The organism is Pseudomonas sp. 20-5 (assembly GCF_056782835.1).
In genome coordinates this window covers 757,053-772,464 of the sequence record NZ_CM165584.1, presented here as the reverse complement: position 1 = coordinate 772,464, position 15,412 = coordinate 757,053, and the positions used below count along the sequence as shown (strand labels likewise).

The following is a 15,412-nucleotide window of genomic DNA, read 5'->3' as shown; positions in this document are numbered from 1 at the left end:
GCCGGTCTTTCTCTATTGATCCACGACCGTCGCGGAACTTTCCTCGCCCGCCAGCCCGACGAAACCGGCATACCAGTCGTCCCGGACGAGCAGATCGGCGTGACGTCCGCTGAGACGCAGGCGCCCCTCCTCCAGCAGCAGTACCTGGTCGGCCTGACGCGCCAGCGCCGGGCGGTGGGTCACTACCAGCAGGGTGCGCCGGCCGCGCAACCCGAGCAGGCTGCGCAGCACCTGCGCCTCGCTGGCGGCGTCGAGGCTGGCGGTGGGCTCGTCGAGCAGCAGCAACGGCGCCGTCGAGAGCAGCCCGCGAGCCAGGCACAGGCGTTGCCGCTGGCCGCCGGACAGCAGCGCGCCGCCGGGACCGACGTCGCTGTCCCAGCCCTGCGGCCAGGCCTCGATCTCTTCCAGCAGGCCAACCGCCCGCGCCGCCTCGCGCAGCGCTTCGAGATCGGCGTCCGCTCGCGCCATGCGCAGGTTCCAGGCAACGCTGCCGCGGAACAGGCCGTTGTCCTGGAACACCAGGTTACGACTGGCGGCGAGGGTCGTTTCGCTCAACCGGCGGATATCCACGCCACCCAGCAGGACACGCCCGGCATCGACGTCGTAGAGCCGCCCGAGCAGCGCCAGCAGGCTGCTCTTGCCGGCCCCGGAGGGTCCGACGAGGACGTTCAGCGAACCCGGCTCCAGCCTCAGGGAAATGTCCTCGAGCAAGGCGCGGCCATCTTCCAGGCGCAATTCCACGGCCTCGGCCGCCAGGCTGGCGTCGTGCGGCCGCTCGCCCGGCTCGGGGCTGCGCAGCGGAGCCAGGGCGAAAACCCGCAGCAGGGTGTCCAGCGCCTGCCAGGCGCCGCGCAACGCCTGGTCGAGATGGGTGAGCTGGGCCAGCGGCTCGATGAAGCGCACCAGCAGCACCAGCACGGCCACCAGTCGCGCGCCGTCCAGCCATTGCCGCTCCACCGCCCAGGCGCCGCCGAGCAGGGCGAAGGCGAACGCCGCCTGCACCGCCAGGGCGAAGCCGAGGCCGCTGGGCAGGCTGCGCCGCAACAGTTCCAGGGTGCTGCGGTGGAGACTGCGCAAGGCCTCTTCCAGCCCCTGGCGGGCGACGCTTTCGCGCTGCGCCGCGCGCAGCAGTGGCTGGCGTTCGGCGAACGCCTGCAACTGCCGTGCGGCGTCGCGCTCGGCGGCCAGCCGGGCATCCTCCGCCGCCAGATTGCGCCGCCCGCTCCAGCGCAACAGCGCGGCGAGGAAGGCACCAGCAAGGAGCAGGCCGAGGGCGATGGACGGGTCGATCAGGAACAGCCCGAGGATCACCCCGAGCGGCGTCACCAACGCGGCGATCAGCGGCCCCAGCAGGTGCGCCGGAATGCCCATCGCCTGCATCACCGGGCCGCGCAGCAGGCCTTCGGCCGGCGCGACCCGGCGCAGCGCCGGCGGCGCCAGGCGCGGCAAGCGCGCCACCAGGCTGCGCACCAGTCCAGCCGCCAGCGAGCCGCCGGCGGCGAAACCGCGACGCAGGGCCAGGTACTGCAACAGCGCCTGCGCCAGGCTCAAGCCGAGCAACGCGGCGACCCAGCGCCAGGGCAACGCGCCTTCGGCGAACCAGGCCTCGACCAACGGCACCAGCAATACGCCGCAAGCGGCGTCCAGCAGCGCCGCCAGGACCGCCCAGGCGCTCGCCCGGCGCAACGCGGCACGGCAGTCTTCGGGCAGCGCACGCATTCGTTCGAACAGGGTCATGCCGCCACCTCCGCGCCGTTCTGTTCACGCCACAAGCGCGCATAGGCGCCGTCCGCCGCCAACAGCGCCGCGTGCTCGCCGCGTTCGACCAGACGGCCAGCGACCAGCACCAGGATCAGGTCGGCATCGCTGACTTCGGCCAGACGATGGGCGACGATCACCCGGGTCCGGCCGCCGCCACGCTCGCGCAGGTTGCGCAGGACCTGCCGGGCGGTCTGCGGATCCAGCGCCGAGGTCGGCTCGTCGAGCAGCAACAGGCGCGCCGGCGATAACAGCGCACGGGCCAGGGCCAGTCGTTGCAGTTCGCCGCCGGACAGTTGCAGGTCGCGTCCCGGCACGCTGTCGTAGCCACGCGGCAGGGCCATGATGCGCTCGTCGAGGCAGGCGTCACGGGCCGCCTGGCGAATCTCCTGGAGATCGGCATCGGGGCGGAACAGGGCGATGTTGTCGGCCAGGGATATCTCCAGCGCCGCCGCCTGCTGGCCGACCAGCGCGATATGCCGATGGCGCACGGCATCGGGCATGTCCTTCAGTGCCAGGCCGCCAATCTCCAGTTCGCCGCGCTGCGCGTCCATGTAGCGCGCCAGCAGGTGCAGCAGGGTGCTCTTGCCGGAGCCCGAGGGACCGACCAGGGCCACCAGGTTGCCATCCTTCAGCTCCAGATCGATATCGGCCAGGACCTCCACGCCCTCGTAGGCATGGCCCAGGCCGTGCAGCGCCACCGCGCCATCGACCGGCTCGCGGGTCGAGCGGCCCTCGGCCAACGGCGCCTGGTCGAATACCTGCTGCAGGCGCTCGGCGGCGGCGCGCGCGCCCAGCAGCGCGTCGCCGCCGTGGCCGAGCGCCTGCACCGGGGCGGCCAGGGCCCGCAGCAGGAGCAGGAAGGCACAGGCCTGGCCGAGCGCCAGCGGCACGCCGAGGGCATCCAGGACCAGCGCGCCGAGCAGGACCCAGGCCAGCAGCCAGGGCGTCGACAACTGCACGTAGACCAGCGCGGCGAGGTGGCCGACCCGCTTCACCCAGGCGCCGAACGCTTCGCCGAAGGCCGCCGCCGACGCCTCGGCGCCCTGTTGTATGCCGGCGCCGGGGTACTGTCGGGCCAGCAGCAGGTTGTGGGCGAATTCGCCATAGTCCGCCGAGAGCCTTTCCAGCGCGGCGTTGCGCCGCAGCACCAGGTCGCGGTAGCGCGCCGAGCGCAGCAGCAGGAAGCCGGCGGCGGCCAGCACCAGCGGCAGCAGGCAGAACAGCAGCAGCCAGGGGTGCAGCCAGGCCAGCCAGAGCAACGCGACGAGCGGCACCACCAACAGGTTGCTGAGATCGTTGGGAGCGTGCGCGATCAGTTGGTGCAGGGCCCGCACGTCCTGCTCCACGAGGCGCGCCACGCCGTCCGGGCCCTGGCGACCGAACCAGTCCAGCGGCAGCCGTTGCAGGTGCGCCAGCAGGCGCAGGCGCAGGTCGTTGCAGAGGTCCGCGTCGACCCGGTGGGCCAGGTGCGCGGCCAGCGCCTGGCAGCCCAGCCAGGCCAGCACCGCCAGCAGCACCAGGGCCAGCAGGGCCGGCTGCGCCTGGCCGCGCGCCAGCGGCTCGGCGAGCCAGGCGAGAAGCATCCAGGGCAACAGCGAGCAGAGCCCGGCCAGGGCCTGCAACCCCATGGCCGCCGCCAGCCGCCAGCGATAGGTGCGCAGCAGGCGCCACAGCACCGGGGTCACGAGGCTTGCTCCAGCACCTGTTCCAGGCTCGCCGGCGCCAGCGACGCCGGCGGCGCCTCGGGGAAGCCAAGGCGCTCGCCGATCCGCTGCCACAGGGCGGCGACCTCCAGGCTGCGCTGGTTGCGCCGGCGCACCTCGTCGCCGTCGGCGAGCAGCGCCAGCGCCTCGGCCGCCGCCGCCGGCCACAGGCGCTGGTGCACCTGGGCCCAGCTGCACGGTTCGGCATACCAGAGCTGGGCGCTGGGCAGCGGTTCGCCGGCTATCTCGTCGAACAACGCGAACAGGCCGTCGTCATCCTCTGCCGGTACCGCCACCGCAGGCGTCCACAACAACGGGCCATGGGGGCTGAGCAGGCTCAGCGTGCCGCGATCGGTGGTCAGGCTGACGCGCTGCAACAAGGTCATGCGCCCATCGTCGGCGGCCGCCAGTTCGTTGAGCACGTGCAGGCTCAACGGCACTTCCGCCAACACCAGGGATAGCCCGCGCATCGCCGACAGGTCGTTCGAGGGCGACTCCAGCGACCAGGGGCCGACGCCCTCCAGCAACGCGGCGAGGATGTCCAGGGTGGCGAAACCGACCTGCACCCCGCAGGCCGCGTCCAGGTGGCGGATGCCGCGCCGGTGGTGCAACTGGCGGCCCAGTTCGATGAAACGCGCCACCGCCGGCAACTGCGGATAGAAGGTGTTGAGCAGGCAGCGCCGGCCCAGGCGCTCGGCGCTGCGCAGCAGGTCCTGCCATTCGCGCGGCAGCAACGGATGCTCGATCAGCACGTCGATGCCACGCGCCATCAGCGCCTCGGCCAGCGCCGGGCCCTGCTCGCCGCGTGCCGCGCCGCCGACCGCGACGCAGGCCAGGCGGACATCGTCAGGCAACGCCTCGACCTCGCACCAGGTCTCCACCCCGAGGCGCTCGGCCAACGCCCGCGAACGCCGGCTGCCCTGGCCAAGGATCCCGCGCAGGACGAAGCGCGGATCGGCGGCGACGCCGGCGGCATAGAACTGGCCGAACCGGGAACCGGCGACCACCACGGAACGGACGTCGCTCATCGGCTCGCCTCCTCTGGCATGGGTTTCGACAGGGATTGCGCCAGGGCTTCGCCCAGGCAGTCGAAGTGCCCGCCGGGCACCTCGTGGATGCCGCACGCGCCGAGCGCGGCGGCCCGCCATTGGGTCTCCAGGGCCTCGGCGTAGCACGGCACCAATGGGTTGCCGGCGTCCGGCACGAACAGCCGCAGCGCGCCGACGTAGGGCTCCGGCGCCGCGGCCTGGCTGGCACGCACCGAGTGGCAGAACAGTCGGTAGAGGGTGTCGCGTTCGACGCTGGCGGCGTCGGCGCTACCGCTGGCCGCCTGTAGCACGCGGCCGCGCAGGGCGACGAGATCGGCCAGGCCCGGTAGCTCCGCCAGCGCCTCGGCGCCCAGGCGCTCCGGTGTCTGCGCGAGCGCCGCCTGCACCGCCTGGCCGAGACGTTCCGGCGCGGGGAAGCCGAGCGCCACGGTATCCAGTCCGAGGGTCGCGGCGAAGCTGAACAACAGTAGGCGCTCGTCGTCCACCCGGTAGGGAATCCGGTAGCTGGAGACGATATCCAGCTGGCGCACGCGCACCCCGCGCTGGACCAGGGACTTGGCGGTCTCCAGGGCGACCAGCCCGCCGGAGCAGTAGCCGAGCAGGTCAACCTCACGCAGCCCGGCGCCATGGAGCGCCTCAGCGTAGCGGCGGCCGAGGCAGGCGTTGAGATGCTCGGCGGGGATCGCCAGGTAGGCGTCGCTGTCATGCACGGCCAGGCCCAGCAACGGCCGCCCCTCACCCAGGGCGCGAAGCAGCGGGCGGTACGGCAGCAGCGTGCCGAGGCCTTCGTGGACCAGCACCCTCGGCACGCCCTCGCCGGGCACCAGGCGCACCAGCGGGTCGAGCGCCACCGCGCCCTCGGCGAGCGGTGCGCGCGACATGCCGGTCTGCGCCGGGGCGACGCCGCGCGCCGCGGCCAGGGCTGGCCCACGGCCCTCTTCCGGCGCGCTGCGCAGGCGTTCGGCCAGGCCGCGCGGCGTCGGCTGGCTGAGCGCCCAGCGTAGCAGGCGATCGAACGGATGCCGGCGGGCGCTTTCCAGTCGTTCGCGCAAACGGGCGATCAACTGGGCGATCAACAGCGAGTCGCCGCCAGCCCCGAAGAAGTCTTGCTCGACGCCCAGCGACGGGTTGTCCAGCACCTCCCGCCAGAGTGCCAGCAGCGCATTCTCCAGTTCGTCGGCCGGTGCCTGCGCGACGCCATGCCGAAGGTCCGCCTGGGGCTGGCGGGCAAAGCCGGTCAGGGCCTTGCGGTCGATCTTGCCGTTGCCGGTGACCGGCAGGCGTTCGAGCACGCGCAACTGCGCCGGGAGCATGTAGCGCGGCACCCGCGCTTCGACGAAGGCCAGCAGCTCGGCCGGCTCCAGGCGGGCGCGGTCGGTCTTGCAGCGAGCCAGCAGGACATCGTAGCCAAGCAGGTCGAGAGCGCTGCCCGGCGGCACCACCCCACAAGCCAGGTCGCCACCCTGTGCCGCCAGCCACTCCAGCCATTGCCCGGTGTGGACGAACAGTTGGCGGCGCTCGTCGCGGAGGTCGCACGGGTTTTCCATCATCAGGCTCTGGCTGACGCTGATCTCGTTGTGCTCGCGCGTCAGTTCCTGGATCACCAGCCAGGCGTCGGCGCTCAGCAACTCGCGCAGGCCGGCCAGCAGCGCCGGGGTGTCCAGCGCGTTGTTCAAGGCCCCGGAGCTGAGCAGGATATCCACCGAGTGCGGCGCCACGCCCTGGTCGAGAAGATCGCCGTTCATGTCGAAGCGGCCGAAGCGTACCCACGGCTGGTCGGCGAAGCGCTCGCGGGCGGCGGCGAGGAAGTAGCTGGAAACGTCGGTGAACAGGTAGTCCACCTCCGCCCCTCGCTGCACCAGCGGCGCCAACCGGGCGATCACCGCACGGCTGGCGGCGGCGGTGCCGGCGCCAAGCTCCAGCAGGCGCCAGCGCCGTTGCGGCTGGCGCTCGACGATGGCGGCGATGGCCTCGGCCATGGCCTCGTGCAGCGCCTGGGCATGCAGGCCCTGGCTGTACATGGCCTCGGCGATGCGCGCCGAGCCCTGCGGGAACATCAGCGCCGCCGGGCTGATCCGCCCGGCCAGTTGCTCGCCGAGGGATTGCGCGCTGTCACGCAGGTAGGCGACCAGCTCGGCCGGCCAGAGCGCCGCCGGCGCGCAGCCGGCGAACGCCGTCCAGGCGTCCTCCGGACTCTGCGCGGGACGCTCGGCGCAGCCCAGCCAGCCCTCGCCCTCGGCGCGCAGGTAGCCGCCCTCCTCCAGTTGGCGCAACCAGTGGCGCAGCAGGCGCTGGCGCGCCTCGGCGATACCCAGGCGCTGGCACAGGGTGGCGAAGTCCAGCGGCGTCGCACTGGCGAACAGACCGCTGCCGGCCAGCCAGGCGGCCAACGAGGCGAGGCAGGCACGGTCGAGTGCGGCCACCGCCGCGGCGATGCCCTCCTCGCTGCCCCAGTCGCGGCGCAAGGCCTGGGCCGCCCGCTGGCGCACCGCGTCGAGCGCCGTACGCGGATCCTCGCCAGCCTCCGCCAGCGCATGCAGGGTGACGAAGCTGGCCAGGCTGCGCTCGTGGGTCTCGCCGAGCACCACGGTGGCCGCCAGGTTGACCTGCGGATGGGCGCACAGCGCGGCGTCCAGCTCGGCCAGTTCGATGCGGTGGCCGCGAATCTTCACCTGGTCGTCCTCGCGACCGAGGAACTCGATGCTACCGTCGGCCAGGTAGCGGCCGAGGTCGCCGGTGCGATACAGGCGACGGCCATCGGGATGACGGACGAAGCGTTCGGCGGTGCGCTGCGGATCGCCGGCGTAGCCGAGCGCCAGGCCCACCCCGCCGATATGGATCTCGCCGCGCACGCCCGGCGGGCAGCGCCGCCCGCGGGCATCCAGGACTTCCACGCTCTGCCCACGCAGGGCACGGCCATAAGGGATGCTGGCCAACTCGGTGTGCTGCGGGCGGATCGGCTGCTCGATCGACCAGATCGCCGCCTCGGTGGCGCCGCCCAGGCTGAACAGCGCGCTGTCCGGCCAGCGCCGCCACCAGCGGGTCGGCAGGCTGACCGGAATCCAGTCACCGGACCAGAGCACGCAGCGCGGTCCCGGCAGGTGGCGTTGCGGCTCGCTCTCCAGGTAATCGATGAGCATCTGGCCCTGGGCCGGCACCGAGTTCCACAGGGTGATGGCGTGGCGTTCCAGCAGTTCCGCCCAATGCGAAGGATCGCTGCCGCGCGCCGGGTCCGGCAGGACCACCTGGGCCCCCGCCGCGGTGGCGCCGAAGAAGTCGTAGACCGAGAGGTCGAAGCTCAGCTCGGCGAGGCCGAGGACGCGGTCGTTGGCGTCGACGCCGTAGCGCTGGTTGATGTCGAGCAGCGTGTTGCTCACCGCTGCATGGCTGAGCATCACGCCCTTGGGCGTGCCGGTGGAGCCGGAGGTGTAGATCACGTAGGCGAGGTCGTCCGCCGCCACCTCCGCCGCGTGCGGTGGCGGCCAGGCGCTGTCGGCGGCCAGCCGGTCGATGGCCACGCAGGCGCAGCCGACGTCCGGGACATCGCTTTCCAGGCAGACCAGCGCGACCACTTCGGCGCTGGCGAGGATCGCCTGGCGCCGCAGCGGAGGCTGGCGGATGTCTACCGGCACATAGGCGGCGCCGGCCTGGAGGATGCCGATCACCGCGACCAATTGCGCGGCGCTTTTCGGCAGCATCACCGCGACCCGCCGGCCACGGCCCGCGCCGTGCGCTTCCAGGACGCGGCGCAGAGCGCTGGCGTGCTGGGCGACCTGGCGGTAGCTGTAGCTGCCGGCGGCATCGTGGATCACCGTGGCGTCGGGGGTCAGCAGGGCACGCTCGGCGAAACCGGCGGCGATGCTCCGGGCACTACCGGGCAACGCCTGCGGCGGCGCCTCGACGGGTTCCGTGGCATCGCCGTCGGTCCAGGCGCGCGGGCTCTGCGCCAGGCGCCGGAGCAGCCCGACGAAGTCGTCGAACATGGCTTCCGCCTGGCCCTCGGGGAACAACCCGAGGCGTACGTCCCAGCCGATCTCCAGGCCGCCGAACTGGTCGGTGACCTGGCAGTCCAGCCAGACCTGCGGGGTCTGGCTGATCATGTAGCGTGGCGCGCGCGGCGCCTCGCCATCGCCGAGCAGGCGCTGCACACTGCCGATGCCACTGGTGAACACCACCGGCATCAGATCGGCGCCGCGACCACGCCGGCGCGCCAGTTCGCGCAGCAGGTCGACGCCGCTGAAGGTCGGGTGGTCGAGGTCGTCGAACATCTGCTCGCCGATGCGTCGGGCACGCTCGACGAAACTGTCGCCGTGGCGGCTGTCCACTGCCAGCAGGCTGAGCGCGGTGAAGTCACCGAGCACCTGCGCCAGCTGCGGATGCAGCGGCGGCCGGTTGAGTACCGTCAGGTTGAGACAGAACGCCGGTGCCTGGCTCCAGCGACCGATGGTCTCGGCGAAGGCCGCCAGGGCCACGCCGGCAGCGCTCAGGCCGTGTTCGCCGGCGCGCGCGCCGAGCGCCTGCCAGGCGGCCTCGTCGAGGCGCGCGTGGAAGTGCCGGAAGCGCGTGGACCGGGTGTCCGGCTGCACCCGCAGCGGCAGGTCGGGACGCCCCGGTAGCGCGTCGAGACGCGCCAGCCACCAGTCGCGGTCGCGCTGCCAGGCTGGCGACTGGCGTCGGCGCTGCTCGACGCCGACATAGTCGCGGAAGGTCGCCTCCAGCGGTTCCGCCGTCCATTGCGGATCGAGATAGCGGCGGCGCCATTCGCCAAGCAGCAATTGCAGGCTGGCGTAGTCGACCAGGGTGAAATCCACCGAGCAGTGCAGTACGCAGGCATCCCGGCCGATACTCAGCTCGGGGCGCAGGACCGGCCACTGGTCGAGCGCCGCGCAGGCGTGGTCGAGGCGTTCGCGGACCCGCTCCAGGTGCGCCTGGAAAGCGGCCTCGTCGAGCCCCGCGCAGGCATGCACGGTCAGCCGCTGCCAGGGCACCTCGGGCAGCACGCGCTGCCAGGCGTTGTCCTCGATCACCGCGCGCAGCATCGGGTGGCGCTCGACCATGGCGTTCCAGGCCGCCTCCAGGCGCGCCGGGTCGGTGTCGACCGGCCAGTCGTACTCGGCGTACAGCTGGCAGGCGTTACCGCCGTAGTCGAAGGCCGCCTGGCGGCCCAGCACGTAGGCGGCCTGCACCGGGGTCAATGGGAAGCGCTGGTGGGCCAGGTCGGGTTCGGCGCGCCAGCCAGGGCCGCCTTCCAGGTGTTCCAGCAGGGCCTCGCGCTCGGCCCGCAGGCGCTCGGCGAGGCCGGCGTCGAGGGCGCCCTGGGGGGCGCGATAGCGCAGGCGGCCCGCCTCGCTCCAGAGTTCGATGCGCCGGCTGCGGCAGGTTTCCAGCAGTTCGCCGAGGCTCATAGCACGCCCTCTTCCAGTTGGGTTTCCTCGATTTCGACGGTCTGCGCCTGCAAGTGGCGGGCAAGACCGGCCAGGGTCGGCTGGCGATAGAAGTCGGCCATGCCCAGGCGTACGCCGAAACGCTCACGTATGCCGGCCAGCAGGCGGGTCGCCAGCAGGCTGTCGCCGCCGAGGCTGAAGAAGCTCGCCTCGCGACGACGCACCGGGCGTTTGAGAACCGCTTCCCAGCACTCGGCCAGCGCTTGCTCATGGGCTTCCAGCGGCTCCTCCGCCGAGGGCTCGTGACGACACTCGCCGAGTGCGCGGGTCATGCTCTCGGCCAGGCGGCGACGATCGACCTTGCCATTGCCGTTCAACGGCAGGCTTGGCAGGCACCACAGGCGTTCGGGCCGCATCGCCTGGGGCAGGCGTTGCTCCAGGCCGGCCTGGAGCGCGGCGGCGTCGAGCCCGAGTCCCGGCGCCAGCGCCTCGACCAGGGCGAGCCGTTCGCTGCGCCACAGGCAACGCGGCGCCAGTCCCGCAGCGGCGAGATCGGCCAACAGGCTCGGCAACTCCGCCAGGCGCAGCGGCCGGTCGTCGAGCAAGGCCGCACCGAGCAGCGCCAGTGGCGACTCGCATAGCAGGTCCACCAGCAACAGGCGGCCCTGCGGGCGCAGCAGCGCCGCCGCCAGCGCCAGGCCTTCGCGGCTGGCCTCGTAGGCGTGCAGCGCGGCGAAGCTGATCACCCGGTCGTAGCGACCGAGGTGCTCGGCAGGTAGCAGGCCGTCGTCCAGCGCCTGCACCACGATCCGTTCCGGCAAGCGGGTGGCGGCGGCGTCGAGGAGGACGCGGCTGCGTTCGAAGAGGGTCAGTTCCAGCCCCGGGCGCAACAGCGAGGCCATGCCCTGGTCGAGCCAGAGCCCGGCGCGGGTATCCAGCACCGCCACCCGCAGGCGTTCGCCGGCAGCCGGCGTCGGCAGCGCTTCGAGCAGGCGCGCCAGGGCCTCGCGGCCGTCCGGCAGGCGCGCGGCCACCGCCTGCGGCGCCAGCCAGGGATCGAGGAGCAGCGCGGCCGGCGCCTGTTCGCCGGCGAGCAGGCCGCGCAGAGCGTTGCCCATCGCGGTCAGCCCCGCGGCCTGCCAGCCGAGCCGGCGCAACGCCTCGTCGAGCGACGGCAGCGCGCTGGCGGCGGAGTCCGCTAGCCAGTCCAGCCAGCGCCGGCGCAAACCGTCGTCTAGCTCCAGCGGCGCCTCCAGCAGCGCGCCGAGGATTTCCCGGGTGAGTACCGCCTCGGCCTCTGCCAGGCCGGCGAAGGGCTGTGCGGCCGGTAGTTCCATGGAGCCTTCGGCCCGTGGCGCCAGGCGCGGTACCAGCACCGCGCCGAGGCTCGCCACGCCACCGCCGAGCACCGCCGCGCAGGCGCTCTCCACGCCAGCCTGGGCGCACAGCGCGGCCTCCACCTCGCCCAACTCGATGCGCTGGCCGCGCACTTTCACCTGCTGGTCGACCCGACCGAGGAATTCCAGGGTACCGTCGCCCCAGTAGCGACCGCGATCGCCGGTGCGATACCAGCGGCCCTGGGCATCGTGGACGAAGCGCCGGGCGCTGAGTTCGGGATCGTTGCGATAGCCGCGGGCCAGGCTGGCGCCGCCGATCCACAACTCGCCGACCACCAGGTCCGGCACGTCGCGCCCGTGGGCGTCGACCACCCGGTAGGCCTGTCCCGGCAATGGCCGGCCGTAGGGAATCGAACGCCAGTGCGGCGGCACCGTATCGACGCTCTGCAGGTTCGACCAGATGCCCGCTTCGGTAGCGCCACCCAGCACATGCAGGCGGCAGCCTTCGGCACAACGTGGGCGCAGGCGGCCGGGCAGGTCCAGGGCCACCCAGTCGCCGGACAGCAGCACCGCCCGCAGACTGCGATAGTCGGCCTGGCTCGCCGGCAGGCTGAGGGCCATCTCCAGCAAGGCCGGCGCCGAGTTCCACAGGCTCACCGCATGCCGCTGGATAGCCTCCGCCCAGGCGGCGGCATCGCGCGCCTGTTCCTGGGCCGGCAGGACCAGGCTGGCACCGGCGCCGAGGCCGCCGAACAGGTCGAAGACCGACAGATCGAAGTCCAGCGCGGAGACCGCCAGCAAGCGGTCCGCTGCGTCCACCCGCAGCAGGTCGAGCAGCGCGTCGATGGTATTGATCGCCGCCGCGTGGCTGACCTCGACGCCCTTGGGCACCCCGGTGGAGCCCGAGGTGTAGATCACATAGGCACTCGCCTGCGGCGCCAGCGGCACGGGGGCGGCCAGCGCCGGGCCGCGCAGCAGGCGCTGGACATCCAGGCGCGGCGGCAAGGCCTGCGGATCGTCCTCCTCGGTGATCGCCAGGCATACCCCGGCGGCCTCTTCGATCAGGCGCCGCCGTGCGGGCGGCTGGTCGATGTCCAGCGGCACGTAGCAGGCGCCTGCGGCGAGCACGCCGAATACCGCCGCGACCTGCTGCGGTCCGCGCGGCAGGCTGACCTCGACCGCGTCGCCAGGGCGCACCCCGGCTTCGCGCAGGCCGCCGGCGATGCGCAGCGCACGCTCGGCCAGTTCGCCGCGGGTGACACGTTGGTCGCGATAGAGCAGCGCGTCGGCATCCGGCGCCTCGGCGGCGCGAAGGAAGAAGTCGCGATGCAGGGTGCGCGCCGTGGCGCATGCCGGCTGGCCGTTGAGCAGGGCCCGGCGCGCCTGCTGCGCCCAGGGCAACGGCAGATCGGCGGGCTGCTCCCAGGCGCTGTCGCAGAGACGCTGGAGCAGCCCCACGTAGGCTTCGAACATGGTTTCCGGCAGGCCTTCGGGGAACAGGCCGACGACGCTGTCCCAGGCCAGCAGGATACCGTCGCCCACCCGGTAGAGCTGGTGGTCGAGCCAGACCTGCGGGGTCTGCGAGAGCATGTCGTGGAGATCGCCGAAAGCGTCGCGGAAGGCCGCCGGGACGAAGCCCTCCTCGCCCAGGTTGCTGGCGAACACCACCGGCGCCGAGCGCGGCTGGCCCCGCCGGCGCGCCTCGCGGAGCACCTCCAGGGCGGGGAATGCGGCGTGGTCGATGGCTCCGTGGAGGTTGCGCTGGAAGCTCTTCACCGCCTCGGCGAAGGACACCCCGGCCTGCATCCGGCACTCCAGCAGCAAGAGGGTGGTGAAGTCGGCGATCACTTCGCCGATACGCGGGTCGTCGGCATGCCGATCGAACAACGGCACGTTGAGGAGAAATTCCGCGCTTTCGCTCCAGCGCGCCAGGACCAGCGCGAAGGTGCAGCCGAACACGCTGGACAAGGTCACGCCATGCTGCGCGGCAAGACGCTCCAGGCGCCGGCTCTCGCCGGCGGAAAGCTGGAATGCCAGGCGCCGGGTGCGCGGCTGGCGGATGCTTTCCGGCGCGCAGGCCAACGGCAGGGCCGGCGCGTCCGGCAAGCGCGGCAGGCGTTCCAGCCAGTAGTCGCGGGCCCGCGCCGCGGCCTCGGCGCGTTGCGCCGCACGGCGCGCCAGGTAGTCGGCGAAATGCAGCGCCGGCGGCTCCGCCAGGCGCTCCGGCGCCAGGTAGGCAACGCCCAGTTCGGCCAGCAGCAGGCGCAGGCTTTCGACATCGGCGGCAAGCAGGTCGAGACTCAGCCAGAGGCGATCCTCGCCGCCCGGCATGCGCACCAGCCCGAGCAGGAACACCTGGCCGCGCTCCACCGCCAGGCATTCATGGGCGCGCCAATCGCGCAGCGCCTGCCAGTCGCGCTCGGCCTCGTCCACCTGCAAGGTACGCCAGTCCTGCAGGTCGAAGCAGGACAGCGGCGGCGTCGGAAGGATCTGCTGGCGACCGTCGAGGAAGCGCGCCCGCAACATCGGGTGGCGTTGACGCACGCACTCCGCCGCCGCGGCCAGGCGCTGCGGGTCGACATCCCGCGCGCGGAATTCCAGGAAGGCATGGCAGCTGACGTTGCCCAGCACCTCGCCGGCGCCACGTCCCAGCCAGTAGGCCTGCTGCACGGAAGACAGCTCGAACGGCTGATCGCGATCCTGCGCCGTCGGCAGCGCGACCGTTGCCGGGGCGGACAGCCGGTCCGCGCAGGCCAGCAGGTCGAGCCAGGCCCCCAGGCAGGGGCGCTGCGCCAACTGGGCGAAGTCCAGCGTCGAGCCACGCGCGCGCAGGCGTTCCTGCAGGTACATCAGGCGGATCGAGTCGAGGCCGCAGCCCAGCAGGTCGTCGTCGTCCGCCAGGGCGCGCACGTCGGCAAGCGGTTCACCGAGCAGGTCGGCGAGCTGCTCGGTCAGCCAGTCGCGCAGGGCGGTACGGGAATCGGGGGGCAGATCCATGGGGGCTCCCTAGGGCAAGCATCTGAGGTCGGTTGCCAGTTCCTGGCAACGATTATCAAATGCGACCTTATCTCACTTGCCTGGGAGGCCTGGCCGGCAATGCTTTAGACAGCCGGACTGTTTCGTTAGATGCAGCGTCATCCCGCAGCGGCGACACCCCTCCCGTGGCCGGGTCGGGGGTCGTCGCGGAGACTCAGCGGATCTCGCTGGGGGAGATGCCGTAGCGCTTGCGGAAAGCGATGGAGAAATGCGCCGGGCTGTAGCCCACCCGGTAGGCCACCGTGGAGACGTTCGCCTCTTCGTCGCAGAGCATCCGGTGCGCCTCGCGCAGGCGGTATTCCTGCAGGTAGCCGAATACGCTGGCGCCGAACACCTTGCGAAAGCCGGCAGTCAGCTTGCGCGGGTTCATGCCCACGCGGCTGGCCAGCGTGTCCAGCGACGGCGGCTCCTGCAAGGCGCCGACCAGCAGGTCGCGGGCGGCGTGGATGCGCTCGACCTCCGAGCAGGTGATGCGCGGCTCCTCGACGGGGCGCCCCTCGCCGGAAAGGAACTGTGCGCTGAGCGCGGCCAACTCCAGGGCCTTGCCGCCGAGGTAGAGATCGCGGGTCGGACCGAGCATCTGGCAGGTGGCGATCTGCGAGGCCAACGCCTGCATCGCCCGCGGCGCCGGGCAGCTCATGATCCGCGGATCGCCGCCGGGGCGGCGTATCAGTTGCTCGGGCAGCCAGCCGAGGCGGCTGTCCAGGGCTTCGACGCCGAGCTGGACGATAGTGTAGCGCAACGGCTTGTCGGTGCCGTAGATCTGCGCCGAGGTGAAGTCGCCATCGTTGGCGATGGTGCACAGGCTCGGCCCCTCGATGAGGTGCTCGGGCTGGCCGGGAATCCGGCAGCGCAACTGGCCGCTCTGCACGAGGATCAGGCGCAGGCCGCGCTCCAGCGGTTCCTCGAACCAGTCCTCGCTGGCCGAACAGAAGGTTCCGGTCACCAGCTTCATGTTCGGATCGATGTGCGCGACGCCGGGCCGGTTGCCCGGTGCCGGCGCGGCGGCATCGGCCTGTGGCGGAGCAATGATGGTGATGGTCATCAGGTTTTCCTGTAGCCCGGGCGCTGCCGACGCGGCGACGCCTTCCTGGATACGTGGGGGCAGGGGGACTTTTTAGCGGAGATGGACAAAGCGCCCT

General features: G+C 72.3%; 6 protein-coding genes. All 6 read right to left on the bottom strand.

Going from position 1 to position 15,412, the window contains the following annotated elements; translation table 11 throughout:
* Positions 1–12 precede the first annotated feature (12 nt).
* Complete coding sequence (gene pchI / locus AC1RB9_RS03675; RefSeq protein WP_003459966.1) at positions 13–1,737, bottom strand: ABC transporter ATP-binding protein PchI; 1,725 nt, start codon at positions 1,735–1,737, stop codon at positions 13–15.
* A complete protein-coding gene (pchH, locus tag AC1RB9_RS03670) occupies positions 1,734–3,446 on the bottom strand; it encodes an ABC transporter ATP-binding protein PchH (protein WP_031685261.1) in 1,713 nt (570 codons plus the stop codon). The genes pchI and pchH overlap by 4 nt, the downstream gene beginning before the upstream one ends.
* A complete protein-coding gene (pchG, locus tag AC1RB9_RS03665; protein ID WP_003129320.1) occupies positions 3,443–4,492 on the bottom strand; it encodes a pyochelin biosynthesis thiazoline reductase PchG in 1,050 nt (349 codons plus the stop codon). Before pchG ends, pchH begins: the two co-directional genes overlap by 4 nt.
* Positions 4,489–9,918, bottom strand: coding sequence for a pyochelin non-ribosomal peptide synthetase PchF (gene pchF / locus AC1RB9_RS03660; RefSeq protein ID WP_034061030.1), 5,430 nt, complete (start codon positions 9,916–9,918; stop codon positions 4,489–4,491). The genes pchG and pchF overlap by 4 nt, the downstream gene beginning before the upstream one ends.
* On the bottom strand, positions 9,915–14,231 hold the full coding sequence (gene pchE / locus AC1RB9_RS03655) for a pyochelin non-ribosomal peptide synthetase PchE (protein WP_034061032.1): 4,317 nt from the start codon (positions 14,229–14,231) through the stop codon (positions 9,915–9,917). The genes pchF and pchE overlap by 4 nt, the downstream gene beginning before the upstream one ends.
* 193 nt (positions 14,232–14,424) lie before the next feature.
* The gene (pchR, locus tag AC1RB9_RS03650; RefSeq protein WP_003106955.1) at positions 14,425–15,315 is read right to left on the bottom strand and encodes a pyochelin biosynthesis transcriptional regulator PchR; all 891 of its coding nucleotides are present in this window, start codon (positions 15,313–15,315) and stop codon (positions 14,425–14,427) included.
* Positions 15,316–15,412: the final 97 nt, after the last annotated feature.